The 24158-nt window shown below is 68.7% G+C and carries 23 protein-coding genes; 5 read left to right on the plus strand and 18 right to left on the minus strand.

Features of this window, described 5'->3' with window-relative positions; genetic code table 11:
- Positions 1–160 precede the first annotated feature (160 nt).
- Positions 161–1324 (minus strand): alpha-hydroxy acid oxidase, encoded by a 1164-nt coding sequence (locus tag KDH83_RS08830; protein WP_212314522.1) that lies wholly within the window; start codon positions 1322–1324, stop codon positions 161–163.
- A gap of 336 nt (positions 1325–1660) precedes the next feature.
- On the minus strand, positions 1661–2557 hold the full coding sequence (locus KDH83_RS08835; RefSeq protein ID WP_212314528.1) for a phytanoyl-CoA dioxygenase family protein: 897 nt from the start codon (positions 2555–2557) through the stop codon (positions 1661–1663).
- 225 nt (positions 2558–2782) lie between these two features.
- On the opposite strand from KDH83_RS08835, the gene KDH83_RS08840 reads away from it, so the two are divergent.
- The gene (locus KDH83_RS08840) at positions 2783–3082 is read left to right on the plus strand and encodes an acylphosphatase (protein ID WP_212314529.1); all 300 of its coding nucleotides are present in this window, start codon (positions 2783–2785) and stop codon (positions 3080–3082) included.
- 113 nt (positions 3083–3195) lie between these two features.
- On the opposite strand, the gene KDH83_RS08845 is transcribed toward KDH83_RS08840, so the two are convergent.
- The 6 genes from KDH83_RS08845 to KDH83_RS08870 all read right to left on the minus strand — a co-directional run bounded on the left by KDH83_RS08845 (position 3196) and on the right by KDH83_RS08870 (position 8487).
- Positions 3196–4101, minus strand: a complete 906-nt coding sequence (locus KDH83_RS08845) for an EamA family transporter (protein ID WP_212314530.1) — start codon at positions 4099–4101, stop codon at positions 3196–3198.
- Between the two features lie 98 nt (positions 4102–4199).
- A complete protein-coding gene (locus KDH83_RS08850; RefSeq protein ID WP_212314532.1) occupies positions 4200–5258 on the minus strand; it encodes a GntG family PLP-dependent aldolase in 1059 nt (352 codons plus the stop codon).
- 5 nt (positions 5259–5263) lie between these two features.
- Entirely contained in the window at positions 5264–5998 is a 735-nt protein-coding gene (locus KDH83_RS08855) for an amino acid ABC transporter ATP-binding protein (protein ID WP_212314540.1), read from the minus strand.
- 43 nt (positions 5999–6041) lie between these two features.
- A complete protein-coding gene (locus KDH83_RS08860; protein ID WP_212314548.1) occupies positions 6042–6731 on the minus strand; it encodes an ABC transporter permease subunit in 690 nt (229 codons plus the stop codon).
- Between the two features lie 9 nt (positions 6732–6740).
- On the minus strand, positions 6741–7490 hold the full coding sequence (locus tag KDH83_RS08865; protein WP_212314549.1) for an amino acid ABC transporter permease: 750 nt from the start codon (positions 7488–7490) through the stop codon (positions 6741–6743).
- 85 nt (positions 7491–7575) lie between these two features.
- A complete protein-coding gene (locus KDH83_RS08870) occupies positions 7576–8487 on the minus strand; it encodes an amino acid ABC transporter substrate-binding protein (protein ID WP_212314551.1) in 912 nt (303 codons plus the stop codon).
- A gap of 171 nt (positions 8488–8658) precedes the next feature.
- Between KDH83_RS08870 and KDH83_RS08875 the strand changes: the two genes are divergently transcribed.
- A complete protein-coding gene (locus KDH83_RS08875) occupies positions 8659–9591 on the plus strand; it encodes a LysR substrate-binding domain-containing protein (protein WP_212314553.1) in 933 nt (310 codons plus the stop codon).
- A 58-nt stretch (positions 9592–9649) separates the two neighbouring features.
- On the opposite strand, the gene KDH83_RS08880 is transcribed toward KDH83_RS08875, so the two are convergent.
- Positions 9650–10351, minus strand: coding sequence for a flavin reductase family protein (locus KDH83_RS08880; RefSeq protein WP_212314555.1), 702 nt, complete (start codon positions 10349–10351; stop codon positions 9650–9652).
- A gap of 5 nt (positions 10352–10356) precedes the next feature.
- Positions 10357–10839, minus strand: coding sequence for a VOC family protein (locus KDH83_RS08885; RefSeq protein ID WP_103271842.1), 483 nt, complete (start codon positions 10837–10839; stop codon positions 10357–10359).
- Positions 10840–10994: 155 nt separating this feature from the next.
- Here KDH83_RS08885 and KDH83_RS08890 point away from each other — a divergent pair, with 155 nt between their 5' ends.
- From KDH83_RS08890 to KDH83_RS08900, 3 genes are all read left to right on the plus strand, one after another.
- Positions 10995–11921: a LysR family transcriptional regulator gene (locus KDH83_RS08890; RefSeq protein WP_212314557.1), complete on the plus strand. Its 927-nt coding sequence runs from the start codon at positions 10995–10997 to the stop codon at positions 11919–11921.
- A gap of 276 nt (positions 11922–12197) precedes the next feature.
- Entirely contained in the window at positions 12198–13043 is an 846-nt protein-coding gene (locus KDH83_RS08895) for a DUF1989 domain-containing protein (protein ID WP_212314559.1), read from the plus strand.
- A gap of 50 nt (positions 13044–13093) precedes the next feature.
- Positions 13094–13789: a GntR family transcriptional regulator gene (locus KDH83_RS08900; RefSeq protein ID WP_212314561.1), complete on the plus strand. Its 696-nt coding sequence runs from the start codon at positions 13094–13096 to the stop codon at positions 13787–13789.
- A 127-nt stretch (positions 13790–13916) separates the two neighbouring features.
- Here the strand turns inward: KDH83_RS08900 and KDH83_RS08905 are convergent, their stop codons facing one another.
- From KDH83_RS08905 to KDH83_RS08940, 8 genes are all read right to left on the minus strand, one after another.
- Positions 13917–14300 carry an ectoine synthase gene (locus tag KDH83_RS08905; RefSeq protein ID WP_212314563.1) on the minus strand — a complete coding sequence of 128 codons (384 nt, stop codon included), beginning with the start codon at positions 14298–14300 and terminating at the stop codon, positions 13917–13919.
- Positions 14301–14413: 113 nt separating this feature from the next.
- Positions 14414–15838, minus strand: coding sequence for an amidase family protein (locus tag KDH83_RS08910; RefSeq protein ID WP_249204956.1), 1425 nt, complete (start codon positions 15836–15838; stop codon positions 14414–14416).
- Entirely contained in the window at positions 15819–17318 is a 1500-nt protein-coding gene (locus tag KDH83_RS32855) for an amino acid ABC transporter permease/ATP-binding protein (RefSeq protein ID WP_212314564.1), read from the minus strand. Before KDH83_RS32855 ends, KDH83_RS08910 begins: the two co-directional genes overlap by 20 nt.
- A 27-nt stretch (positions 17319–17345) precedes the next feature.
- Entirely contained in the window at positions 17346–18191 is an 846-nt protein-coding gene (locus tag KDH83_RS08920) for a transporter substrate-binding domain-containing protein (RefSeq protein ID WP_212314565.1), read from the minus strand.
- Positions 18192–18608: 417 nt separating this feature from the next.
- A complete protein-coding gene (locus KDH83_RS08925; RefSeq protein ID WP_212314566.1) occupies positions 18609–20144 on the minus strand; it encodes an AMP-binding protein in 1536 nt (511 codons plus the stop codon).
- On the minus strand, positions 20141–21889 hold the full coding sequence (locus KDH83_RS08930; protein WP_249204957.1) for an ABC transporter permease subunit: 1749 nt from the start codon (positions 21887–21889) through the stop codon (positions 20141–20143). Before KDH83_RS08930 ends, KDH83_RS08925 begins: the two co-directional genes overlap by 4 nt.
- Positions 21890–21897: 8 nt before the next feature.
- Positions 21898–22962: an ABC transporter ATP-binding protein gene (locus KDH83_RS08935; protein ID WP_212314568.1), complete on the minus strand. Its 1065-nt coding sequence runs from the start codon at positions 22960–22962 to the stop codon at positions 21898–21900.
- A 7-nt stretch (positions 22963–22969) separates the two neighbouring features.
- On the minus strand, positions 22970–24031 hold the full coding sequence (locus KDH83_RS08940; protein ID WP_212314569.1) for an ABC transporter substrate-binding protein: 1062 nt from the start codon (positions 24029–24031) through the stop codon (positions 22970–22972).
- Positions 24032–24158 lie beyond the last annotated feature (127 nt).

Below are 24158 nucleotides of genomic sequence, written 5' to 3' on the forward strand. Positions count from 1 at the left end.
GCCCGGGCCGCGGGGCCCGCCGGCAACACCCCCGGCGGCATCCGGGCCCCCCCCGCCACCGCCGGCGGCGCCCGCGCCGTGCTGCGCGAGCCTCCCTTGAGCGGCTTTTCCTTCGGCCAGACGGCGCGGGCCTGTCTCTGATGCCGTCCGGCGCCTTGCCTCAGACCGGATAGGTGCCCGGCAGCAGGATGCTGCGGTCGCCCGGCACGAGCGAACGGCGGCCGCACAGGGCCATGGTGGTGTCCATTTCCTTGTACAGGATCTCCAGCACGCGGCGCACGCCATCCTGGCCGTAGGCGCCCAGGCCGTAGAGGAACGCGCGGCCGATCATGGCGCCGCGCGCGCCCAGCGCCACGGCCTTGAGGATGTCCTGGCCGGAGCGCACGCCGCCGTCCATCCAGACCTCGATCTTCGAGCCCACCGCATCGGCGATGGACGGCACCGCCGCGATCGACGACATGGCGCCGTCGAGCTGGCGGCCACCGTGGTTGCTGACGATGAGCGCGTCGGCGCCGCTGTTGGCGGCCAGCTGGGCATCCTCGACGTCCAGGATGCCCTTGAGGATGAGCTTGCCGCCCCAGCGCTGCTTGATCCATTCGACGTCGTCCCAGCTCAGGCGCGGGTCGAACTGCTCGGCGGTCCAAGAGGACAGCGAGGACAGATCGCTCACGCCCTTGGCGTGGCCGACGATGTTGCCGAAGGTGCGGCGCTTGGTGCCCAGCATGCCCATGCACCAGCGCGGCTTGGTCGCCAGGTTGATCAGGTTGCGCAGCGTGGGCTTGGGCGGGGTGGACAGGCCGTTCTTGATGTCCTTGTGGCGCTGGCCCAGGATCTGCAGGTCCAGCGTCAGCACCAGCGCCGAGCAGCCGGCGGCCTTGGCGCGGTCGATCAGGTTGCCGACGAATTCGCGGTCGCGCATCACGTACAGCTGGAACCAGAACGGCTTGCCGGTGGCGGCGGCCACGTCTTCCAGCGAGCAGATGCTCATGGTGGACAGCGTGAAGGGCACGCCGAACTCGGCGGCGGCCTTGGCCGCCAGGATTTCGCCGTCGGCGTGCTGCATGCCGGTCAGGCCGGTCGGCGCGATGGCCAGCGGCATGGCCACGTCATGGCCGGCCAGCGTGGTGCGCAGCGAGCGTCCTTCCATGTTCACCGCCACGCGCTGGCGCAGCTTGATCTTCTGGAAATCGCTCTCGTTGGCGCGGTAGGTGCCCTCGGTCCAGGCGCCCGAATCGGCGTAGTCGTAGAACATGCGCGGCACGCGGCGTTTCGCGATTACGCGCAAATCTTCGATGCAGGTGATCGTTGAGAGCTTAGCGGTCATGGCTGGGTCTGTAGTGTGCGGGACGCGCGGGCGGAACCGGCGCATGCGCGCGCGCCGCGCGGCATGGCGCGGGCAGGGGCGGAATATCGGGAAGGGCCCGATCGCATGGCGTCCTTGGTTTTTCTTGGAAGAATGGGACCGCCGGCTGCGGGCGGCCTTGCAGTGCAGCAAGGCCCTGCGGCCCGGCGGCGCCGCCCAGTATACGCGCCGGTGCCGGCGGGCGAGGCCCGCCGGCGCTGCTTTTTCACTGATTTCGCGAGGCGCCGTGCGTGCGGGTGACGCACATTCGGGGCGCCGGGCGGCCCGGCGCCGGGCTGGCCGGCGCGCCGGACCGCGTCAGCGTGGCCCGACCTTGTTGACCGCGCGGATGGTGGCCCAGGCCAGCCAGCGCGGGCTGGTCAGGCGGATGGCCGGCAGGCGCCGCACCAGGTCGACGGCCAGGCCGCCGCGGCGGTGCCATTCCTTCTTGCGGGTCTGGCTGTCGGTCCAGCGGCCTTCCAGCCACGGGAATTCGCGGCGTCCCGGCTTGTACACGGGCGGCGTGTTGTAGATCAGGATGTAGGCCAGCCTGGGCGCGTTGGAGGTATTGGCGCCGGTGTAATGCAGCGTGCGCGCGTCGTGCACCGTGCAGCCGCCCGGCGCCAGCGGCTCGGCCACGGCCAGGTCTCGGGCGAAGTCGCCGCAGCATTCCAGCGGATGCAGATGCTTGTCGCCGCCGGGCGAGCGGTGCTCCAGCACGTCCCACTTGTTGGAACCGGGGATGAACTGCATGCAGCCGTTCTCCAGCGTGGCCGGCTGCAGCGCCAGCCAGATGCTCAGCTCCTTGTAGACGAAGTCGGGCGAGCGGAAGGCCTCGTCCTGGTGCCAGGGCGTCTCGGGCCCGCCCCCGCCCGGCTTGAGCAGCGCGTGCTCGCCATACAGCGCCGCGTCCGGCCCCAGCAGCTGGCGCGCCATCGCCAGGGTGCGGGCGTGGTACGTCGTCTTCAGCAGGTCGGGGGCATAATGGCGCGGATCGTGCAGGCTGGGAAACCGCGCCGGCCTGGAAGGATCGTCCCGGCTGATGAAGTCGTACTGCGCGCCCTCGTTGTAGCCCGTCCTGTTCTCGAACATGTCCATCAGCGTGCCGCGTATGTAGCCCACTTCGTCCTGCGGGCAGATGCCGTCCAGGGCCAGGTAGCCCTGATCTCGGTAACGCGCTGTCTCTGCTTCCGACAACAGACTGGTCTCTTCCATAATGGCCTCTCCAAGCTCGTTCACGAATGGGTTCGCGGGGGTTCCTGCATCGATATCCAAGGCGGGCGCGTCGACGCCGCCTGGTCCTGGCCGGGGCGACGCGCAATATTCTTGACACATGCACTAACGTATCGCTTCGATGCCCGGCGGCCCATAGACCATCCGCATTAGCCCCTAGCGGCGACGGGCCGGCGCTGTTGCGGCGCATCATCTGAAGGAAGAAACATGCAAGACCCCCATCATCCCGACGCCCATCTGGAAACCGTCCACGTCACCGTCAGCGGCAAGGTGCAGGGCGTCGGCTACCGCCACGCCACGGTCCGGCGCGCCCATCTGCTGGGCGCGCGCGGCTGGGTGCAGAACATGGAAGACGGCACGGTCGAGGCCCTGGTGCAGGGCACGCCCGACCAGGTCGACCACATGCTGGAATGGCTGCGGCGCGGCCCGCCCGGCGCCTGGGTGGCCGAGATCGTCACGCGCCGGGAGTACACCGACAAGCGCTACATCCGCTTCGAACAGCTGTAGGGCCGCGCCGCCTCGCCGGGCGGCTTAGTCCCGGCGGTGGATAGGCCCGCGCGGCAAGGGCGCGGACAGGGAATCGTCAGCATGGCCGGCGCGCCGGCAGGCGCGCGGTGGGATCAGCGGCCGCGGATCCAGCGCCCGCCGAGCTGGTTGACGATCAGGCCCGCCAGCACCCCGGCGGCGCCCAGCCATTGCAGCGGCATCAGCGCCTCGCCATAGGCGGCGGCCGCCGCCGACAGGCCCACCACCGGCACCAGCAGCGAGAACGGCGCGATCTTCGCGGCCGGATGGCGCGTCAGCAGGCGCGTCCACAGCGTGTAGGCCACCAGCGTCGCCAGCACCGCCAGGTACAGCACCGACAGCGCCTCGCCCCAGCCCATGCCGGCCAGCATGCCCAGCACCGGCTCCCAGCCGTCGATCAGCACGGCCAGCAGCAGGAAGGGCAGCACCGGCGCCAGGCTGCTCCAGGCGATGAAGGCGAAGGGGTCGTAGCCCGGCGCGCGGTTGCTCGCCAGGCGCACGATGATGTTCGACACCGCCCACATGAAGGCCGCGCCCAGCGTCAGGACGAAACCGATCATGGTCATCTGGCCCGGCCCGTCGCCGCGGCCCAGCGCGATCACCGCCAGGCCCAGCGCGGCCACGCCCAGTCCGATCCAGTGATGCCGCTGCGCGCGCTCGCGCAGCAACGGCGCGGCCAGCAGCAACGTGAAGAAGGCCTGCGTCTGGATCACCAGCGAGGCCATGCCGGCGGGCATGCCGGCCTGCAGCGCCACGAACAACAGCCCGAACTGGCCCAGGCCCTGCGCCAGGCCATAGGCCGCGATCCAGCGCCAGGGCAGCTTGGGCGGGCGCACGAACAGGATCAGGGGAAAGGCCGCCAGCGCGAAGCGCAGCGCGCCGAGCATCATCGGCGACAGGCCCTTGAGGCCCGTTTTCATGACGACGAAATTCAGGCCCCAGATCACCACCACGGCGAGCGCGCAGAGGTAATCCTTGCGGGTGAGGGAGGGGGGAGACATGCGGCATTATCGCATCGCCCGCCCGTCAGCAGGCGATGCAATCGGCGAGGAAATCCGCGTCGCAACCCAGGCCGCAAGCGGCTCCGGGAACAACCGGTTCAGCTGGCCTGCAGCACCCGGCCGAAGGCTTGCACGGCGCGGTCGATGTCGGCCGCGCCGATGTGGCGATGGGTCACGCAGCGCAGCCGCGTCACGCCCCAGGCGCGGGTCAGCACGCCTTCGGCCGCCAGCGCCTGGACCCACTGCGCGTTGCCCATGCCGGAGTCGGCGGTCTCGACCTGCACGATGTTGGTCTGCGGCACGGTGGCCGACAGGCGCGGATGCAGGCGGTTCAGGCCCTCGCTCAGGCGCGCGGCGGTGGCGTGGTCCTCGGCCAGCCGGCCCCCCATGGTCTGCACGGCCTCCAGCCCGGCGGCGGCCATGATGCCGGCCTGGCGCTGCGCGCCGCCCAGCATGCGGCGCAGCGTGCGGGCCTTGGCCAGCAGCGGGCGCGGCCCGGCCAGCACCGCGCCGACCGGCGCGCTCAGGCCCTTGGACAGGCACAGCGACACGGTGTCGGCGTGCTGCGCGATCTCCAGCGGCGTCACGCCCAGCGCCACGGCGGCGTTGTACATGCGCGCCCCGTCCAGGTGCACCGAGATGCCACGGCTGTTGGCCATGCCGTACACCGACCGCATGTGGTCCAGCGGCAGCACGGTGCCGCCGGCGTTGTTGTGCGTGGTCTCCATCGCCACCAGCGACGTCTTCAGGCGCATCCCTTCGGTCAGCAGCGCCTCTTCGAGCCGGTTCAGGTCCATGGCGCCGTCCGCGCCCGGCACGCAGTGATAGAACACGCCGGTGAAGGTGGCCGCGCCGCGCTCGGAGGTGTACATGTGCGCGGTGGATTCCAGGATGACCTGCTCGTTGCGCTGCGTCTGCGCCAGCACGGCCAGCAGGTTGGCCATGGTGCAACTGGGCACGAACAGCCCGGCCTGCTTGCCCAGCTGCGCCGCGACGTAGGCTTCCAGTTCGCGCACGGTGGGATCACCGTCCAGCGCGTCATCGCCGATCGGCGCGCTGCGCATGCGCTCGTACATGGCCTCGGTGGGCAGGGTGACGGTATCGCTGCGCAGGTCGACGGCGTTGGCGGGGCGTGGGGCAGAAGTGTGCTCGGTCATGACTTTCAGTGCTGGAGAATTTTGGAAAGAAACTGACGCGTGCGCGGCGCACGCTCCTCGACATTGCCGAAGAACTGCTCTTTCGGGCAGTCCTCGACGATCTTGCCGCCGTCCATGAAGATGACACGGTCGGCGACGCGGCGGGCGAACCCCATTTCATGGGTCACCACCATCATGGTCATGCCTTCGCCGGCCAGGTCCGTCATCACGTCCAGCACCTCGTTGACCATCTCGGGGTCCAGCGCCGAGGTCGGCTCGTCGAACAGCATGACCACCGGATCCATCGACAGCGCGCGCGCGATCGCCACGCGCTGCTGCTGGCCGCCGGACAGCTCGCCGGGATGCTTGTCCTTGTGCGCCGACAGGCCCACGCGCTCCAGCAGCGCCAGCGCGCGCTGGCGCGCCTCGTCGCGGCTGCGGCCCAACACCTTGACCTGGCCCAGGCACAGGTTCTCGGTCACGCTCAGGTGCGGAAACAGCTCGAAATGCTGGAACACCATGCCGGCCACGGAACGCAGCTTGGGCAGGTTGGTGCGCGGATCGCCGACGGAGGTGCCGTTGACGATGATCTCGCCCTGCTGGAAGGGTTCCAGCGCGTTGACGGTCTTGATCAGCGTGGACTTGCCCGAGCCGGACGGTCCGCAGACCACCACCACTTCGCCCTTGGCCACGGCGGTGGTGCAGGCATCCAGCACCTGGAAGGATCCATACCACTTGCTGACCTGCTTGATTTCTATCATCGGAGGATTCGGAGAGGCTTGCATCGTTGCACCTGTTGATAAGCTAGCGCAGCACGCGGGCACGCTTTTCCAGCCGCTTGACCAGCCGCGAGGCGGTGAAGCAGATCAGGAAATACACCAGCGCCACGAACAGATAGAGCTCCACCAGCCGGCCGTCGCGCTGGCCGATCTTGGAGGCCGCGCCCAGGAAGTCCGTCAGCGACAGCACATACACCAGCGACGTATCCTGGAACAGGATGATGACGCGCGTGAGCAGCGCCGGAATCATGTTGCGAAAGGCCTGCGGCAGCACCACATAGCGCATGCCCTGCCATGGGCTCAATCCCAGCGCCAGGCTGGCCGCGACCTGCCCGCGCGAGATCGACTGGATGCCGGCCCGCATGATTTCGCAGAAGTAGGCGGCCTCGAACAGGGTGAAGGTGATCACCGCCGAATTGAACGCCCCCACGCGCACCGGTGTGGGCGAGCCCAGCGCCCAGGCGGCCATGTAGGGCACCAGGAAATAGAACCAGAAGATGACCAGCAGCAAGGGGATGGAGCGCATCACGTTCACGTAGATGCCGGCCGGCACCGACAGCAGCTTGAAGCGCGACAGCCGCATCATGGCCAGCAGCGTGCCCAGCGCCAGCCCCATCACGGCGGCCAGCAGGGTCAGCGTCAGCGTGAACGTCATTCCCGTCTTGAACAGATAGGGAAGGGCGCTGGAGATGGCGTCGAAATCGAATTTACCCACGGCGCGCCCCTAGCGACCCTTTCCCGCCGGGCCGATCAGCCCGGGGATGGCCACGCGGCGCTCGAGCATGCGCATGCCCAGCACCACCACGCCGTTCAGGATCAGGTAGACCGCGGTCGCGGCCGAGAACGCCTCGAAGATATGGAAGCTGAATTCCTGCATCGAGCGCGCCTGGCCGGTCAGTTCCAGCAGGCCGATGGTCAGCGCCACCGACGAATACTTGATCGTGCCCATGAACTCCGACGTCAGCGGAGGCAGCACGATGCGGTAGGCCTGCGGCAGGATGATGTAGCGGTACACCTGCGCCTCGGTCAGCCCCTGCGCGATGCCGGCCTGGAGCTGGCCGCGCGGCAGCGACTGGATGCCCGCGCGCACCTGCTCGGCCACGCGCGACGATCCATAGAAACCCAGGCACAGCACCGCCGGCAGGAACTGGCCCCAGGGCTGCGGCATCTGCTTGATGGCCACGCCCCAGGCGTGCGGCAGCAGCTCGGGCAGCACGAAATACCAGAGGAACATCTGCACCAGCAGCGGGATGTTGCGGAACACCTCGACGTAGGCGGCGCCGGCGAAGTTCAGGGCGCGCGAGCTTGCCGTGCGCATCACGCCCAGGCAGGAGCCCAGCAGCAGCGAGAAGACCCAGGCGATCAGGGACAGCGCCAGCGTCCACCCCACGCCGATCAGCAGCGTTTCCAGGAAGGTATGCACGCCGTCCGGCGACATGTCCAGGAATACGCTCCAGCTCCAGTTGTAATTCATGAATCCGCCTCAAGTTTCGGCGCCGGGCGGCGCCAGACCCCATTGCCGCCGCGCGGCCGTCGCGGCCGCGCGGCGCCTCAGCCGCTTACTCGTAGGCCTTGGGGTCACCCGAATCGGTCGGGTTGGCGAGCGCGCGCTTGAAGGCGTCGCTCATGGGGTACTTGAGGTTGATCTGCTTGGGCGGGATCGGCGAATTGAAGTACTTCTCGTACAGCGCCGCGACCTTGCCGTTCTTGATCATGTCCAGCACGGCGCCGTCCACCACCTTCTTGAAGGCCGGGTCGTCCTTGGGCTGCATGATGCCGTAGGGCGCCAGCTCATAGCCCTTGGTGCCGATCACGAAGGCGGCGGGATCCTTGGACGAGGCCACCGAGCCGTAAGCCAGGCCGTCGTCGTTCATCGTGCCCGCGACGCGGCCGGATTCGACCATCAGGAAGGTCTCGCCGGTGTCCTTGGCCGGGACGATGGTGATGCCCAGGTTGCCCTGCGCGTTCAATTGGGAGGCCAGCTTGAACGTCTGGCCGCCGGCCTGCGCCGCGATCGACTTGCCCTTGAAGGTGGCCAGGTTGTTCGGGTCGACGCCGCCGTCCTTGCGCGCCACCACCACGACCTGGGCCACGAAGGTGGTCGGAGCGAAGGAGACGAACTTGTGCCGGTCTTCCTTATTGGTGGTGTTGCCGCATTCCAGGTCGATGGTGCCGTTGGCCAGCAGCGGGATCCGGGTGGCCGAGGTGGTCGGGTTGTAGCGCACTTCCAGCTTGGGCAGCTTGAGCGCTTCCTTTACATATTGGGCGACCTGCTGGCAGATCTCGACCGTGTAGCCGATCGGCTTCTGGTTGCCATCCAGGTAGGCGAAGGGGACCGAGGTTTCCGGATGGCCCAGCGTGATCACGCCGGTTTCACGGATCTTGTCCAGCCGGCTGGGGCCTTCGGCGTGGGCGGTGGCGGCGGCGGCGGCCGACAGCGCGGCGATGGAGAGCGCGGCAAATGCTTTCATCTTATTCCCTTGGCGCCGGACCACCGGCGCGTGCATATGATTCCGATCAGCGGCACCGCACCCGCCGGCAACCGCCTCGTCCCGCGATGAGCCCCGCGGCTGGCGAAAAGTATCAACTAGCGTTATGGTTTTATCCAGTTCCAATCGGGTATTCCTCTATACGGATTTGATATGGCCATTCCACGAATGGGCTTGCGACACATTGAGGCATTTCGGGCCGTCATGATGACCGGCTCCATGACCGCCGCCGCGCGGCGGGTCCACACCTCGCAGCCGCACGTTAGCCGCTTAATCGCGCAATTGGAAGCGATCACCCAGTTTCCCTTGTTCGACCGCAACGGCAGCCGGCTGACGCCGACCCAGGACGGGTCGCGCTTCTTTCAGGAGGTGGAAAAGACCTTCATCGGACTGGCCGGCCTGGAGTCCGCCGCCGCCAGCATCCGCTCGTTCAGCGCCAGCCGCCTGAGCGTGGCGGCCATGCCGCGCCTGGCCGGCGGGCTGCTGGCCCGCATCGTGGCCGCCTTCAAGACCGAATACCCGGACGTGATGGTGTCGATCCATTCGGGCAGCGCCAGCGCCGTGCACAACTGGATCAGCTCGGGCTTCTGCGACACCGGGCTGGCGATGCTGTCGGGCGAGGCGCCCGGCATCCAGGTCGAGCCGGTCATGACCATGAATTGCGTGGCGGTGCTGCCCAAGGGGCACCGGCTGACCAAGCTGAAAAAGCTCAAGCCGGCCGACTTCGCCGGCGAGCCCTTCATTTCCTTTCCCAGCAGCACGCCGCTGCGCGAACGCATCGACGCGATCTTCAAGGCCGCCAAGGTCGAGCGCCAGACGGTGGCCGAGGCCAGCCTGGGCTCATCGGTCTGCGCGCTGGTGGGGGCCGGATTGGGCGTGGCCCTGATCAACCCGCTGGCCGCGCATGAGGAATACGAGGCCAACGGCGTGGAAGTGCGCCCCTTCAGCCCGGCGGTGACCGTGACCGTGGCGCTGCTCTATCCGCCGTACCACACGCGCACCCGGCTGGTCAGCGTGTTTTCGCGCTACGCGCACCAGATGATGCAAGAGGAAATGGGGGAGCTGAAGGCGCGGCCGGGGCGGTGAGCGGGCCGTGGCCGGCCCGCGCATCGCGCAGGGCCGGTCCGGAATCGGACGCGCGGCGTCAGCCGGCGTCGGACAGCGCCGCCGGGCGGGGCGCCAGCGGATTGTGTTCCAGGTATTCCTGGGCGCGGCCGTCCCGCTTGATCTCGTCCCATTGCTCGCGCGTGAGCTGCTGCATCTGGAAATCCGCCTGCGGGCGGCAGTACCAGCCCGGATTGTGCAGCCGGGCCAGCAGGTCCATGCGGGAACCGTCCAGGTAAAGGCGTTCCCGGTCGGACACCACGTCGTCGCGCGCGTGCATGGCGGCGACCTCGCCGATCACCAGGCTGCGCCCGTCGATGCGCAGCAGCTGGTGCAGCCGGCATTCGAACGACACCGGCGACTGCGCCACCCTGGGCACCGAGACGCGCTCGCCGGGCGCCAGCAGCAGCCCGGCTTCCCGCGCCTCGTCCACGCCGGGCGGAAAGTCCACCGCCGTCACGTTCATGCGCGAGGCCAGCGTCGACGACACCAGGTTGACCGTGAATTCGCCGCGCTCCGCGATGTTGCGCGCCGTGTCCTTCGGCGCGCCGTCGCGCACGCCGATGCCCACGCAGATCAGCGGCGGATCGCCGGACATCAGGTTGAAGAACGAAAAAGGCGCCACATTGGTCGTGCCGCGCGCGTCGCGCGACACGATCCAGGCGATGGGGCGCGGCACGATGGCCGCGGTCAGCAGCTTGTAACGGGCCGGCCCCGGCAGCGTTTCCAGGTCAATGAACATGTCGATCAGCCCTTGCCCTCGGTCGGCGTGGCGCCGGTGGCGGCCTTGGCGTCGGCGAAGGCGCGGTCGCTACGCTTGCAGCGGCAGCGGCCGATCTGGTGCAGCTCGATCAGGTTGCCGACCGGATCGCGCAGGAACAGCTGCATCAGCTCGGGCGCGGCCACGTTGTCCAGCTTCCAGTAGTCCACGCCCAGGCGCCGCAGCTCCTGCTCGGACGCGGCGATGTCGCGCACCGCCAGCGCCACGTGGTTTTCCACCGGGTCGCGGCCCGGTCCCTGGGAATAGGGAGACGGACCATCGCTGCCCAGCAGATGGATCTGACAGTCATTGCCCATGTCCAGGAAATAGCCCGCGATGCCGGGGATCTGCCAGCGGCCCTGGTCCGTATCCAGGCCCAGCACGTCGCCGTAGAATGCGCCCATGGCCTCCACTTTGCCCAGGGGCATGCGCACCGCATGATGGTGCAGTTCCAGCACTTCCAGCGCCATATCTCTCTCCTTTCCTCTTATAGGGCGGGCGCCCACGCGCCTCCAAGGCGGAAATGTTGGGCTCGCATTTGCTTTCGGGGAATGCCTTGCCGGTAAATCGACGATTGCATGACACGAAACAGTCAGCGCCGCGCCGGCGCGGTAAGCTTGCGCGCATGAAACCGCTGGACCTCAACCTGCTCGTCACCCTGGACGTCCTGATCCAGGAAGGCAGCGTCGTCGGCGCCGCGCGCCGGCTCAACCTCAGCACGCCCGCCATGAGCCGCAGCCTGGCTCGCATACGCGAGGCGGTGGGCGACCCGGTGCTGGTGCGCTCCGGGCGCGGGCTGGCGCCCACGCCGCGCGCGCTGGCCCTGCGCGAACAAGTGCGCAACGTGGTCGAACAGGCCCAGGCCGTGCTGGGCGCCTTCGGCCAGGACGTGAACCTGGCCACGCTGGAACGCGTTTTCACCCTGCGCGCCAACGATGTCTTCGTCGGCGGCTTCGGCGGCCGGCTGCGCGAGCACCTGCGCCGCTATGCCCCGCGCACCACGCTGCGCTTCGTCTCGGAAGGCGAGCACGATTCGGGCGCGCTGGACGACGACGCCGACCTGTACATCGGCTCCGTGCAGAAGTTCGGCGCCGACATCAAGGTGCAGACGCTGTTCACCACGCACTTCCACGGCCTGGCCCGGAGCGGGCACGCGATCTTCCACGGCGCCGTCACGCCGCGCCGTTTCGCCGCCTACGAACACATCGGCGTGTCGCGACGCGGCCGCAGCCACGGCCCGATCGACGAAGCGCTGGCCGAGCAGGGCCTGAGCCGCCACGTCGCGCTGATCACGCCCACGTTCTACGCGGCCATCTTCGCGCTGGCCGACTCCGACCTGATCCTGCCCGCCATGCCCGGGCACCTGCTGCCCGGCGTCAAGCGCCTGGGCCTGGACCTGCGCGCCTTCGACGTGCCCATCGACATGCCCGCCGTCACCGTGGTGCAGGCTTGGCCGCCACGCCTGGACAGCGACCCGGCGCACCGCTGGCTGCGGCAGACCATCAAGCAGGTCTGCAGCGACGCCTCGGAAGCGGCGGACGCCGCGCCGTGAAGACGCGCCCGCGAGGCTGACGCCCGTCAGCCTCGGCCGCCTGCGCGGCGCGCTGGCGCCGGCCCCGTCCGACGCGACGACCGGCCGCGACGCGCGGCCATCACCTTCCCCATTCAAACCGCGCCCGCGAGCGCCGCCCGCCGCTGCGCGCACCGGCGCGAAACGCCTTTCCGTCGCGCGCAAACCCCTCTTCCAACTTCGCGCCGCTCCTGTATACTGCCTCAAAAATTGTTCAACAATCCTGGCCGGCCCGGCCGGGCACACAGGAGGCAGGCCATGTCGAATTACCCCGCCGCATATCAGGTGAGCAAAGGCTCCATCCTGAACGTGGACAAGGCGTTCTACCGTTCCCTGATCGCCGATCCGGCGCAGCGCCGGCTGGTCGAATCACACGTGGTGCCGATCCGCAGCGGCTTCGCCTGGAAGGTGCCGGCCGGCCATGTGTTCCGCATCGTCACGCTGGAAGGCCCGCAAGTGGCGGACTTCAATATGTGGAACCTGCACAACCCGCGCGAACGCATGTGGGCCTCGCGCACGCGCCAGCTGCAGCAAGCCCACGTCAGCACCCATGACCGGCTCTGGTCGACGCTGCCCTACCTGCGCCCCATGGCCACCATCACCGAGGACACGCTGGCCAGCTACGGCGTCGACAGTGACGGCGGCCGCGTGCACGACCTGCTGGGCACACGCTGCGACCCCTACGTGAACAAGCTGCTGACGGGCGAGGACTTCCATTTCCATTGCCACTCGAACCTGACGCGCGCCGTGGCGCCGCACGGCCTGACCGAGCTGGACGTGCACGACGTGCTCAACGTGTTCCAGGTCACCGGCCTGAACGACGACGACAAATACTTCATGAAGGCCTGCCCGGCCCAGCCCGGCGACTACCTGGAGATGTTCGCCGAGATCGATCTGCTGTGCGCGCTGTCCACCTGCCCCGGCGGCGACCTGTCGGTGCCGATGTGGGGCCCCGAGGCGCGCGATCCCATCGACGTGTGCCGCCCGCTGGGCGTTGAGGTCTACGCGCTGGATCCGGCGCTGCTGCAAGGCTGGACATCGCCCGGAGTTTCACCGTATAAGGGCGTCCACGGCCTGCATCCCGAAAAGGTCGAGTGGAAATAACGACAGCGGGCGCCGCGCACAGCGGCGCCCGGCCAGAGGAGCCAAGCAACATGCCTGCCGAACGCGGCCAGCGCCCCAGCGGCGACAGCGGGATCTCGATCGCGGAACGCATCAGCCACCAGCTGCGCGACGACATCATGGGCGGCAAGCTGCCGCCGGGCACGCAGCTGGTCGAGGTCGACCTGGCCGCCGCCTATGGCGCGTCACGCAACACCATCCGCGAAGTGCTGCACCAGCTGGGCCGCGAAGGCCTGGCCACCTTCGTGCGCCACAAAGGCGTGATCGTGCGCCGCATGGAACGCAAGGACCTGCGCGAGATCTACGCCGCCCGCCGCGCGCTGGAAATGCAGGCCATCAGCGGCGACCTGCCGTTGCAGCCCGCGCTGCTGGACAAGATGCTGACCACCATCGACGCCGCCGACCGCGCGCTGGCCAAGCGCAACTGGCGCAACGTCGGCACGCTGAGCCTGCAGGTGCACCAGCACATCGTGGCGCAGCTGGGCAGCCGGCTGCTGAACGAATACTTCCTGACGCTCTGTGCGCAGCTGCGCCTGGTGTTCGCGTCCGAAATCGATGAAAGCCTGATCCAGACCGCCGACTGGATCGAGCGCGAGCGGCAGATCCACGGCCTGCTGGTGAAGAATCGCCGCGCCGAGGCCGCCGAGGCCATGGCCGCCTACCTGGACGATTCCGAACGCACCCTGACCGGAGTGCTGACGCGGCTGAAGAACCAGCAGGCGAAGTAGCGCGGGACGGCGATGGGGCGCGTGACGGCCGCGCCAACGTGGCGGTTCTCGCCACGCGTGCCAAGTGTTTGAACTCAGCGATCCAACGACATGACGGCGCCCCGAGGGGCGCCGTTGCCTGTCTTGCTCACGCTTCGGCGTAGCTGCCGTCGGCGCGGTGCGTCTCGGTGCCGCTCAGCGGCGGATTGAACACGCACACCAGCCGCAGGTCGCCCTTGGTGGCGCGCAGCACGTGCTGGTCATTCAGGTTCAACGCGTACAGCGTGCCGGGGCGGATCGGGTGGCGTTCGCCGGTGGCCACGTCCAGCACCTCGCCTTCGCCTTCCATGCAGTAATTGGCCTCGTAGTGGTGCTTGTAGTGCAGGTGCAGCTCGGCGCCTTCGAAGACGCGGGTTTCATGCACCGAGTAGCCGATGCCGTCGCGCTTGACGATCATGCGGCGGCTTTCCCAGCCGGGGCCTCGGGCGTGGCGTTCGGTGTCGGTGAGATCCTGGCTGTGTATGACGATCATGGCGGGTTCCGATAGGGGGTGGCAGGGGGGTATTCTGGTCGGACATGCGCGCACGGCGCGGGGCTTGCGTGCCGGGCCGGTGCCAGGCCGCCGGGCGCCCGCGTCGGGCGGAATCAAGGTCTGTTCAACACGCGCTCCATCGCCACGGCCAGCTCCAGCACGCGGCGGTCATCGCCGCCGCGCCCCGTCAGCATCAGACCGATGGACTGGCGCGCGCGCAGGTCGCCGGGCAGCGACACGCTGGGCAGGTCGAGACGATTGGCGAATTCGGTCAGGCTGAAGGCGCGCGCATTGGCCTGCAGATAGGCGTCGTCCGCTTCCAGGCTGGCGATGGCCGGCGCCAGCATGGGCACGGTGGGCGTCAGCACGCCCGCCGCCTCGCCCAGCGCCTGCTGGTAGCAACAGCGCAATTCGCGCAGTCGCGCCAGCGCGCTGGCGTAGGCGTGCGCCGGCACCTGCGCGCCCAGCAGCATGCGCGGCCCGACGCGCGGATCGTAGTCCTCGCCGCTGCGGGCCAGCCTTGCTCGATGCAGCGTATAGGCCTCGGCGGCGATGATGCCGCCTTCGCGCGCGGCCTGGGCCGCTTGCGTCAGGCAGGGCAGGGGCTGGCGCCGCAGCGTGAAGCCGGCGGCGCGCAGGCGTTCCGTCCAGGCCTCGAAGGCCTGCCGCACGGGCGCGTCCAGGATGTCCAGCAGGTCTTCGGGCAGCACCAGCACCGGATAACCAGCGCCGACAAGCCGCACGTCGTCGCCGACACGGGCGCCAGCCACCTCCGCCACGCCTGACGCGCGCCGGGGCGACGTCGGACACGCCATGTCTTCCTGATCAGATTCATCCACCAGCGCGCGATCCACCCGCAGACAAGCGGCGGCGTCCGGCGCCAGGATGCCCGGCACGTCGAAGCTGGGCGACAGATAGGCCATGCCGGCATCGGGATAGCGTCCACGGCTGGGCTTGAAGCCCGCCACGCCGCAGAACGCCGCCGGGATGCGGGCCGAGCCGCTGGTGTCCGACCCCAGCGCCAGCGTCGCCATGCCCAGCGCCACGGCCACCGCGCCGCCGCTGCTGGAGCCGCCCGCCACGCGCGGCGCATCGGCCATCAGCGGCGTGAGCGGCGTGCCATGCCAGCGGTTCAGACCCAGCGCGCCGTAGGCGAATTCAGTCATGTTGTTCTGCGCCAGCAGCGTCGCGCCGGCATGGCGCAGCGCCTGCACGATGGCCGCGTCGCGCAGGGCCGGCGGCTCGGCGGCCAGCACGCGCGAACCCGCGTGCGTGACCCAGCCCGCCACGTCGAAGCAGGCTTTCACGCCCAGCGTCTCGCCTGCCAGGGGCGGCGGCGCGACGCCGGCGCACAGCAAGGCATCGCGCGCCCGGGCCTCGGCCAGCGCCGCATGATCGCGGCGCGCCAGCAGCGCCAGCCGCGCCGCTTCGGGATGCGCGGCCGCGTTCGACAGGGCGCGCGCGACCGAGGCGGCGTGCAGATCGGTCGGCACGGCCCGCGTGCCTGCACAGGACGCGTCAGCCTGCGACATGGACATGGCTCAGGAAATCCTTGACGCGGGCGTCGTCGCTGGCCAGCACTTCGGCGGGCGGCGCGTCCAGCAGCACGCGGCCGCTTTCCATGAACAGCACGCGGTCCGAGACCTTGAAGGCAAAACTCATTTCGTGCGTGACGATGAGCATGGTCATGCCCTCGCGCGCCAGCGTCTCGACCACCTTCAGCACTTCGGCCACCAGCTCGGGATCGAGCGCCGACGTGGGCTCGTCGAACAGCATGATCGATGGGCGCATCGCCAGCGCGCGGGCGATGGCCACGCGCTGCTGCTGTCCGCCCGATAGCTGGTGCGGATACTTGTGCGCGTGCTCCAGCATGCCGACCTTGTCCAGCAGCGCCAGCGCCTCGCAGCGCAGGTCCACGAATGCGCCGCGCCGGTGGTACTGCGGCGCCAGCATCACGTTCTGCAGCACGGTCTTGTGCGGGAACAGGTTGAAGCTCTGGAACACCATGCCGATATCCAGGATGCGCGCGCCCGGCGTCGAGCCGCGCGCCGAATCCAGGAAGGGCTGGCCATGCAGCAGCACGCGCCCGCCGTCCAGCGACTCCAGGCCGTTCAGGGTGCGGATCAAGGACGTCTTGCCCGAGCCCGACGGGCCGATGATGCTGATGACCTCGCCCGGCTTGACCACCAGGTCGATGCCCTTGAGCACCTCGTGGTCGCCGAAACGCTTGCGCGCGCCCTGGACCTGCAGGGCCTGTTCCGCGCCTTGCGCCGCCGGCGGCTGGGCGAAGTTGGCGCGCAACGCGTCGCGCGTGCGCTGATCCAGCGTCAGCGGCCGAGGCGTGCGGCGCAGGATGTTCAGGTGCGATTCGAGCCAGCCCAGCAGCTTGTCGAAGATGGTGACAATCAGCACGTAATAGAACGCCACCGCCAGCATGGTCTCGAACACCAGGAAGTTCTGCGTGTACAGCCGCTGGCCCACCAGCAGGATCTCGGCCAGCGAGATCACCGACACCAGCGAGGTCAGCTTGGCGATGGTGATGAACTCATTGCTCAGCGCCGGCAATGCGATGCGCAGCGCCTGCGGGATCACGATCATGCGCTGGATCCCCGCATAGCGGATGCCGAGCGCGCGGCCGGCCTCGAGCTGGCCGCGCGGCACGCCCAGGATGCCGCCGCGATGGATCTCGGCGATGAAGGCGGTCTCGCTCAGCACCAGCGCCGTGAGCCCGGCGTAGAACGGATCGGACAGCACCGCGCCGGCCGCCGGGAACACCTGCGGCAGGTTGTAGATGAACACCAGCAGCACCAGCAGCGGCAGGCTGCGGAAGAACCAGATGTACAGTCCCGCCGCCTTGTTCAGTAGCGGATTGCGCGACTGCTTGCCCAGCGCCAGCACGAAGCCCGCGGCCACGCCCACGCACCAGGTGGCGATGCTGAGTTTCACCACCACCCAGCAGGCGTTCCAGAAATCCCGGTCCCACAACAGGCCCAGCGTGTAATCCCAATCGAAATGCATGTCGGCGGCTTCCCTGGCGCTGCGCGCTTACTGCTGCGGGCCGGCCAGCGCGGCCTGCACGTCGGCGTCCGTCGGCGCTTCCAGCCCATAGCGCGACAGCAGGGCGGCGTATTCACCGCTGGCGCGCGCCTCGCCCAGCGCCTTCTTGAGCTGCGCCTGCAGTTCCTGCGCGTCCTTGTTGAGGCCCAGGCCGATCACCACCGGATAGAGCAGCGAAGTCGAGCTGACCTTCACCGCGTTCTGCGTCTGCGACAGCATGCTGTGCGCCACGGCGGCGTCTTCCATCATCACGTCGGCCGCCTGCGAGCGCAGCGCCATCAGCGCCTCCGGCGCCGTCGGGAATTCCAGCACTTTGATCTCGCCCTGGCCCTTGGGCTGGCAGGTCTCGCGCGAGACCTTCTGCAGCTTGGGCGTCCAGGACGCGCCCTTGATCGAGGCCACGCGCTTGCCGCACAACGCCTCGGGCCCCGTGGGCGCGTAGGCGCTGTTGGCCAGCACCAGCAGCGAGGAACCGGTCTTCAGGTAGGGCACGTAGTCGATCAGCTTGGCGCGCTCCGGCGTCACGTACAGCGCCGAGGCCACGGTATCGAAGCGGCGCGCGCGCATGCCCAGGATCAGGTCGGGAAAGCGCGTGTCGACGAACACGGGCTGCAACGACAGCTTGCCGGCCAGCAGGCGCGAGAAATCGGCGTCGAAGCCGGCGGGCTTGCCCGCGTCCAGGTAGGCGTAGGGCGGATAGGTGAGGTCGGAGCCGATGGTCAGGCTGTCGGCCTTGATGGTGGCGGCGGCGTGGGCCCAGGCGGATGCGGCGCAGAGCGCGGCGACGGTGACATAGCGCGCGGCGCGCTTGAACGGACGGAAGGTAACAGGCATGCGTTTCCCCTTGAGGACGTCTCTAGACCCCTGCAAAAGCGTGGTCATGTTGGTTTCGCCGGGTGCCGGTCCGACAAGGATTGTTGAACAATTTTCAGCGATTCTGCGACAGGAAGAGGATTGCGGGATATGAGTGTTTTCCCTAGCGGAAATGCGTTGCGGACACGCGTGCCCGGGCGATTCCGCGCGCGATTGCGTGGAAAACGGTACACCGGAAGCATGCAGAAGAATGCAGCGCGCGCGGCGTGGCCGCGCGGGTTTCATGGCGCGCGGACGGCGATGGAAGTATCAGTCTGATCCGAAGCGCCGCGCCAGCGAGCGCGGCCAGGCCTCGGACAATTGCCGTCCGCGCATGCCTGGCGCGTCACAATGCAGGAAGCCGGCCGCGATGCGCGCGGCCGGCTCAGTCGGCATGCGCTATGCGCGCCGCCACGCCCCCTGCGCGTCGCGCGGCAGCAGATGCTTGCGTATACGCTCGCTGGGGGTCAGTTCGAAGCCCGGCGTTTGCCGGAAGTAGCGAGGCAACTGATAACTCGCCAGGCGAGGACGCGCCCAATCGACCAGTTCGGCCCACTCGACCGGCGTCCCGTCGATGAATTGCACATAGAGCAGGATTTCCTGCTCGCCCACGTCGCCGGCCACGCCCACGGCGGCGCAGGCCTGTATGGCCGGATGATCGATGAATACGCGCTCGACCTCCCAGGCGGACACGTTCTCGCCGCGCACTCGCATGCTGTCGGTGGCGCGGCCGACGAAGAAGTAATCGCCATCGGCGTCCTGCCGCGCCGAATCGCCGGTATGCAGGCGGCCGTCGCGCAGCGCGCGCCGGCTCGCCTCGGGATTGTCCAGATAGCCCGGCAGGAACGCGCCTTCGATATCGCTGGACAGCACGATTTCACCGGCCTCGCCGGGCGCCACCGGCAGGCCGTCCTGGCCCTGCAGCTCGACGCGCAGCCAGGGCAGCGGACGGCCGATGGAGCCGGGCTTGCCCGATGCGTTCAAGGTCGCGAAGCTGGAGCATTCCGTCATGCCGTAGCACTCGCGTATCTCGCAGCCCAGGCGCTGGCGGATCGCATCCCATGAGCGGGCGGCCACGCCCGCGCCCCAGGCGGTCTGGATGTGGCTTTGCGGCGGTTGCGGCGCCTGCGCCAGGATGTCGAGTATGCCGCCCAGGTAATGCAGATGCGTCGCCCCGGCGCCGCGCCATTGCTCCCAGAAGCGCGATGCCGAGAAGCGCTCGACCACGTGCAGCTGCACCGGTTCCAGGAACGGCACCATCAGCATCTGCGCCCCGCCGATATGGCACAAGGGCTCCCAGACGAACAGCCGGTCGCCGGCCTTCGCGTTCGCCACGCGCAGCGTCGCCTCGCTGGCGATGCGCATCATCCGGTGCGTGAACAGCACGCCCTTGGGCGCGCCGGTGGTGCCCGAGGTGTAGATGATGCACAGCGTGTCCGCGTGGCGGATCCGCGCGGGCGGCAACGCGACCGGCGCGACATCGGCGCGCGCGGCAACGGCATCGAGATCCATGCCCGACGCCAGCGGCACGCCGTCCTGGCGCGCCTGTTCAATCGCCTCGGCGTATTCGTCCTCGGCCACCAGCAGGCGAGGACGCGCATGCCGCAGCAGGTATTGCAAGCCGGCGGCGCGCAAGCGCGTGTTGACGGGAACCCAGACCAGGCCCGACAGGATCAGGGCATAGATCAGGGCGATATGGCCCGCCGAGTTCGACAGCATGACGGCGACGCGATCCCCCTGGCGCAAGCCCCTGCTCGCCAGCCACGCCCGCAGGCGGTCGATGCGCTCGCGCAGCTCGCCGCAGGTGACGGCCTGCCCTTCAAACACAAAGACCACGCGCCCGGGCGCCTGGCGCAGGCCTTGTTCGAGCAGGGGCGCCACATCGATGGAGTCGCCTTCCAGGCGGGGCGGGAAATGCGTATGCAGCGGATTCATGAATGGTCGTTGCGGGATTTCAGGTATGAGGAAACGGCGATCACCAGGGCCACGACCACCACCAGCGCGGTGGAAACGGCGGCCAGCGTCGGCGTGACGGCGAGCTGGATGTCGTCCCACATCTGTTTGGGCAGCGTGGTGTTCAGGCCGCCGCTGACGAAGATCGCCACGGTCAGGTCGTCGAATGACACGACAAAGGCAAACAGGAAGGCCGAGATCAGGCTGGGCGCCAGCATGGGCAGCATCACGGTGCGCAACCTGGCCCAGGGCGAGGCGCCAAGAATCTGCGCGGCGTCGACCAGCCGCCAGTCGAAGCGCTTGAATCCCGCCGACAGCGTCACCACGACGTAGGGCAGGGCCAGGACGGTATGGCCGATCACCAGGCCCGCGTCGGTGCCCGTCAGCCCCAGCCGCGCGAACAGGTACAGCAGGCCGATCGCCACCACGATGCGCGGCACGATCAGCGGCGCGATGAACAGGGCGAACAAGGGCTTGGCCCAGCGCGACGACAGGCGCGTCAGGGCATAGGTCGCGCCGAAACCCAGCGCCAGGGCCAGCGCCGCCGTGCTGAATCCGACGGTGAAGGACCGCATGAACGCGGCGCGCCAGACCGGCGAGGACAGGAACGTCTCGAACCATTGCAGGCTGAAGCCTTGCGGCGGCAGGGAGACGAAGCTGCTGCGGGTGAAGGCGATGGGGATGACGATGACCACCGGCAGGACCAGCACCGCGACCACGCCCAGCGTGTACAGCCTCAGCGGCCGCGCCGCGCGCATCCGCGAGGCCGTCCGCGCCAGCGGATCGGCCAGCCGGCCCAGCGCGATCAGCAGGCCCATCATGCGTCCCGACGCGCCGCGCCGGCGCGGCGCCTCGCCGGCCAGCGAACTCAGTCCCGCCAGGCGGTCGTACACATAGAACACCACGATGGAACACAGCAGCAGCAGGGCCGACAGGGCGCCCGCCAGCCGCAGGTCGAACAGCTCCAGCACGGACGCAATGACCAGCTGCGCCACCATCGTCTCGCGCGGCGATCCCAGCAGCGCGGGCACGATGAAAAAGCCCAGTGTCGTGATGAACACCAACAGCCCGGCCGCCGCGATGCCGGGCGCCGACAAGGGCAGGAAGACCGTGAAGAAGCGCGTGGCAGGCCCCGCGCCCAACGTTTCGGCGGCCTGTCCCAGCGACTGTTGAATGCCCTGCATGATCGGCAGCATCGTCATCACCGCCAAGGGCAGCAAGGCATGCACCATGCCGATCAGCACGCCCGCCAGCGACGGCACGATGCTGGCATCGCCGCCCAGCAGACCGAGCGCGCGCGCCAGCGCCGTCAAGGCCCCGCTCTGCGAGAGCAGCAGCATCCAGGCGTAGGTCTTGACCAGATAGCTGGTCCAGAACGGCAGCATGATCCACAGCAGCCAGCGGTCGCGCGCCCGGCCGCCAAGCTGGGCCAGCAGATAGGCCACGGGATAGCCGGCGACGACGCAGATCAGCGCCGTCAGTCCCGAAATCCAGAACGTGGACCACAGGACCTTGGCGTAGACCGGCGATGCGGCGATGCGGTTCAGCTGCGCGGCCGTCAGCGCGCCATCGGCGGACACGAAGCCCCCGCGCAGGATCTCCGCCACGGGGACGAGAAAGAATATCGCCAGGAACAGCACGGCGGGCAGGGCCGGCAGCCAGGCGCGCGCCCGCGCGTATCCCGCTGACGGCAGCAGGCGGCTGGGCGCGGGGCGGTCTGTCTTCATGGCGGACCTCATTGCTGCAGCAGCGTCGCGCGCGCCATGTCCCAGTGCACGCCCACCGCCTCGCCCACGCGCGGCGCCACGTTGCGGCCGCAACGCACGCTGACGCGCCGGTCCGCGTCCACCGCGACGATGGCGCGGACCTCGGCGCACAGGAACACCACTTCCGCGACGCTGCCATCGAGCAGGCCCTGGCCTTGCGGCCGCAGCTCGGCCGCCTCGGGCCGCACCAGCAGCCAGGCCCTGCCGTCCCGCATGACGCCCGGCGGCTGCGCCGCGCCTTCCAGCGCGAGCGAGCGGCCGGCGGCATGGAACCGGCGCGCGCCGCCATCCCCGGTTTCGACATGGCCGTCGAGCAGGTTGGAATGGCCGATGAAGCCGGCGGCGAAGCAGGTCGCGGGCCGGTCGTAGAGATCGGATGGCGTGCCGATCTGTTCGATGCGGGCCTGGTTCATCAGGCAGATGCGGTCGGACATGGCCAGGGCTTCGTCCTGGTCGTGCGTGACGTAGATGAAAGTGGCCTGCAATTCCGCATGCAGGTGGCGGATTTCAAGCTGCATGTGCTCGCGCAGCTTCTTGTCCAGCGCGCCCAGCGGCTCGTCCAGCAGGATCACCGACGGGCGATAGACGAAGCAGCGCGCCAGCGCGATGCGCTGCTGCTGCCCGCCGGACAGCTCGCGCGGGTAGCGGTGCGCGTACTCGTCCATCTTGACCATCGCCAGCGCCGCGGCCACGGCGCGCTTGAGCTCGTCGGCCGGCGCCCGCCGCATGCGCAGGCCATAGGCCACGTTTTCCCAGACGGTCATGTGCGGGAACAGCGCATAGTTCTGGAACACCATGCCGATGCCGCGCTTGCCTGGCGGCATCTGCGTGGCGTCGACGCCGTCGAGCAACAGCGTGCCGCTGCTGGGCAGCGTCAGGCCGGAGATCATCTGCAGCAACGTGGTCTTGCCCGACCCCGACGGGCCGAGCAGCGTCAGGAATTCGCCGGCGCGAACCTGCAGATCGGTGGGGGCAAGCGCCACGCTCTCGCCGTAGCGCTTGCCCAGGCCGATGGTTTCCAGTTTGTAGCGCATGGAACCCTCAGCCCACGATCCAGGCGTTGAAGCGCTCGGTGACGGCCTGGCGATTCGCGGCCCACCACGCCGGATCCGGCAGGCCCATCGCCTGCAGGTTCTGCGGCGCGCTGGGCAGGATGGCCGCGCGCTTGGGATCGATCAGCTCGAAGGCCTTGGTATTGGTCGGCCCGTAGGCCAGCGTGTCCGTGAACGCGGCCTGGCGCGCGCCGTCGGCGCAGAAGCGCACGAACTGGCGCGCCATGTCCGCGCGCGGCGTGCCCTTCGGAATGCCCCAGCCCTCGATGGAGTAGATGCCCTGGTTCCAGACAATCTTCACCGGCGCGCCATTGTCGATGGCGGCCTGCGACCGGCCGTTCCAGGTGGCGATCATGTCGACGTCGCCGTTCTGGATGGCCTGCATCGCCTGCGCGCCGGACGTCCACCAGAGATTGATGTGCTTCTTGATGCGGTCCAGGCTGCGGAAGGCCCGGTCCACGTCCAGCGGATACAGCTGCGCCATCGGCACGCCGTCCGCCAGCAGCGCCTGTTCCAGCGTTTCGATCGGGCTGCGGCGCAGCGAGCGGCGCCCGGGAAACTTGGCGACATCCCAGAAATCCGCCCACGAGGCCGGACCTTGCGCGGCGAACTTGTCGGAACGATAGGCCAGCGCCGCGGCGTAGATGTCGACGCCCAGCCAGTTGGCGGTAACGGCCTGCGGAATCAGGCCCGGCACGTCGGCGGCCGTGAAGCCGATCGGCTCCAGCAGGCCCTTGGACTCCAGGTACGGGATGTCGGCCGACAGGGTCAGCGTGGTGACGTCCCAGATGTAGTTGCGGGTCTCGACCAGGGCCGTCAGCTGCGCCACGGGCTGCGCTTCGCGCGCCACGTTGACCACCTTGATGCCGGTGGCCTGCTCGAACGGGTCGTAGAACGCCTTGCGATAGGCCGCGGTATAGGGGCCGCCCGGATCCGCGACCACGATCTGGCGGGCCTGTGCGTAGGCGGGCAATCCTATGCAGGCGCCTAGGCCTGCTGCGCCTGCGGTCTTGAGGAAACGGCGGCGGCTGGGGTGGGCGGGTTGCTTCAAGATGCGCTCTCCTGAACGGGTGGGCGGCAGATCACGGGCGGACTTGGCCTGGAGCCAAAAACCACTTTAATTATCGATATACGATAGTTAAATGGCTAAATAAAATATACGCTCACGAACTTTCATC

This window comes from Achromobacter sp. Marseille-Q0513 (assembly GCF_018195695.1).
GTDB lineage: Bacteria > Pseudomonadota > Gammaproteobacteria > Burkholderiales > Burkholderiaceae_B > Achromobacter.

Excerpts from the sequence above, each read along its gene's own strand:
- KDH83_RS08830 (WP_212314522.1), bottom strand. The coding sequence starts at position 1,324 with ATGACCGCTAAGCTCTCAACGATCACCTGCATCGAAGATTTGCGCGTA.
- KDH83_RS08835 (WP_212314528.1), bottom strand. The coding sequence starts at position 2,557 with ATGGAAGAGACCAGTCTGTTGTCGGAAGCAGAGACAGCGCGTTACCGA.
- KDH83_RS08840 (WP_212314529.1), top strand. The coding sequence starts at position 2,783 with ATGCAAGACCCCCATCATCCCGACGCCCATCTGGAAACCGTCCACGTC.
- KDH83_RS08845 (WP_212314530.1), bottom strand. The coding sequence starts at position 4,101 with ATGTCTCCCCCCTCCCTCACCCGCAAGGATTACCTCTGCGCGCTCGCC.
- KDH83_RS08850 (WP_212314532.1), bottom strand. The coding sequence starts at position 5,258 with ATGACCGAGCACACTTCTGCCCCACGCCCCGCCAACGCCGTCGACCTG.
- KDH83_RS08855 (WP_212314540.1), bottom strand. The coding sequence starts at position 5,998 with ATGATAGAAATCAAGCAGGTCAGCAAGTGGTATGGATCCTTCCAGGTG.
- KDH83_RS08865 (WP_212314549.1), bottom strand. The coding sequence starts at position 7,490 with ATGAATTACAACTGGAGCTGGAGCGTATTCCTGGACATGTCGCCGGAC.
- KDH83_RS08870 (WP_212314551.1), bottom strand. The coding sequence starts at position 8,487 with ATGAAAGCATTTGCCGCGCTCTCCATCGCCGCGCTGTCGGCCGCCGCC.
- KDH83_RS08875 (WP_212314553.1), top strand. The coding sequence starts at position 8,659 with ATGGCCATTCCACGAATGGGCTTGCGACACATTGAGGCATTTCGGGCC.
- KDH83_RS08880 (WP_212314555.1), bottom strand. The coding sequence starts at position 10,351 with ATGTTCATTGACCTGGAAACGCTGCCGGGGCCGGCCCGTTACAAGCTG.
- KDH83_RS08885 (WP_103271842.1), bottom strand. The coding sequence starts at position 10,839 with ATGGCGCTGGAAGTGCTGGAACTGCACCATCATGCGGTGCGCATGCCC.
- KDH83_RS08890 (WP_212314557.1), top strand. The coding sequence starts at position 10,995 with ATGAAACCGCTGGACCTCAACCTGCTCGTCACCCTGGACGTCCTGATC.
- KDH83_RS08895 (WP_212314559.1), top strand. The coding sequence starts at position 12,198 with ATGTCGAATTACCCCGCCGCATATCAGGTGAGCAAAGGCTCCATCCTG.
- KDH83_RS08900 (WP_212314561.1), top strand. The coding sequence starts at position 13,094 with ATGCCTGCCGAACGCGGCCAGCGCCCCAGCGGCGACAGCGGGATCTCG.
- KDH83_RS08905 (WP_212314563.1), bottom strand. The coding sequence starts at position 14,300 with ATGATCGTCATACACAGCCAGGATCTCACCGACACCGAACGCCACGCC.
- KDH83_RS08910 (WP_249204956.1), bottom strand. The coding sequence starts at position 15,838 with ATGTCCATGTCGCAGGCTGACGCGTCCTGTGCAGGCACGCGGGCCGTG.
- KDH83_RS32855 (WP_212314564.1), bottom strand. The coding sequence starts at position 17,318 with ATGCATTTCGATTGGGATTACACGCTGGGCCTGTTGTGGGACCGGGAT.
- KDH83_RS08920 (WP_212314565.1), bottom strand. The coding sequence starts at position 18,191 with ATGCCTGTTACCTTCCGTCCGTTCAAGCGCGCCGCGCGCTATGTCACC.
- KDH83_RS08925 (WP_212314566.1), bottom strand. The coding sequence starts at position 20,144 with ATGAATCCGCTGCATACGCATTTCCCGCCCCGCCTGGAAGGCGACTCC.
- KDH83_RS08930 (WP_249204957.1), bottom strand. The coding sequence starts at position 21,889 with ATGAAGACAGACCGCCCCGCGCCCAGCCGCCTGCTGCCGTCAGCGGGA.
- KDH83_RS08935 (WP_212314568.1), bottom strand. The coding sequence starts at position 22,962 with ATGCGCTACAAACTGGAAACCATCGGCCTGGGCAAGCGCTACGGCGAG.